Annotated in this window: 1 protein-coding gene; it reads right to left on the bottom strand. The window is 65.9% G+C overall.

Features of this window, described 5'->3' with window-relative positions; genetic code table 11:
* Positions 1-3 precede the first annotated feature (3 nt).
* Positions 4-1,127, bottom strand: a 1,124-nt coding sequence (tuf, locus tag J0I99_RS20255) for an elongation factor Tu (protein WP_291399258.1), incomplete at its 5' end; no start/stop codon positions are given.

The raw sequence follows: 1,127 nt of genomic DNA on the forward strand, positions 1-1,127 counted from the left end.
GCCTTACTTGATGATGGATGCGACGACGCCGGCGCCGACGGTGCGGCCGCCTTCACGGATGGCGAAGCGGAGCTTCTCTTCCATCGCGATCGGGACGATCAGCGTCACTTCCATCGACACGTTGTCGCCCGGCATCACCATCTCGACGCCTTCCGGCAGCGTGCACACGCCCGTCACGTCCGTCGTGCGGAAGTAGAACTGCGGGCGGTAGTTCGTGAAGAACGGCGTATGACGGCCGCCCTCTTCCTTCGTCAGGATATAGGCCTCGGCCTTGAACACCGTGTGCGGCGTCACCGAACCGGGCTTGCACAGCACCTGGCCGCGCTCGACACCCTCGCGGTCGATGCCGCGAAGCAGCGCGCCGATATTGTCGCCGGCCTGGCCCTGGTCGAGCAGCTTGCGGAACATCTCGACGCCGGTCACCGTCGACTTCACCGTCGGGCGGATGCCGACGATCTCGACTTCCTCGCCGACCTTGACGATGCCGCGCTCGACACGGCCGGTCACCACCGTGCCGCGACCCGAGATCGAGAACACGTCCTCGATCGGCATCAGGAAGGGCTGGTCGACCGGACGCTCCGGCTGCGGGATATAGGTGTCGACCGCCGTCATCAGCTCGAGGATCGCGTCCTCGCCGAGCTTGGCGTCGCCGTCATTGAGCGCGACAACCGCCGAGCCCTTGACGATCGGAATGTCGTCGCCCGGGAAGTCGTAGGACGACAAGAGCTCGCGCACCTCGAGCTCGACGAGCTCCAGAAGCTCCGGATCGTCGACGAGGTCGACCTTGTTCAGGAACACGACCAGCGCCGGAACGCCGACCTGGCGAGCCAGGAGGATGTGCTCACGGGTCTGCGGCATCGGGCCGTCCGCCGCCGAGACCACCAGGATCGCGCCGTCCATCTGCGCCGCGCCGGTGATCATGTTCTTCACATAGTCGGCATGGCCGGGGCAGTCCACGTGAGCGTAGTGACGCGCCTGCGTCTCGTACTCGACATGCGCCGTCGAGATCGTGATGCCGCGCGCACGCTCCTCGGGAGCCGCGTCGATCTGGTCATACGCCTTGAAGGTCGCGCCGCCCGTCTTCGCAAGCACCTTCGTGATCGCCGCAGTCAGAGACGTCTTGCCAT

The sequence above is a fragment of the Devosia sp. genome, assembly GCF_017307495.1.
In the GTDB taxonomy this organism is placed as follows: Bacteria; Pseudomonadota; Alphaproteobacteria; order Rhizobiales; family Devosiaceae; genus Devosia_A.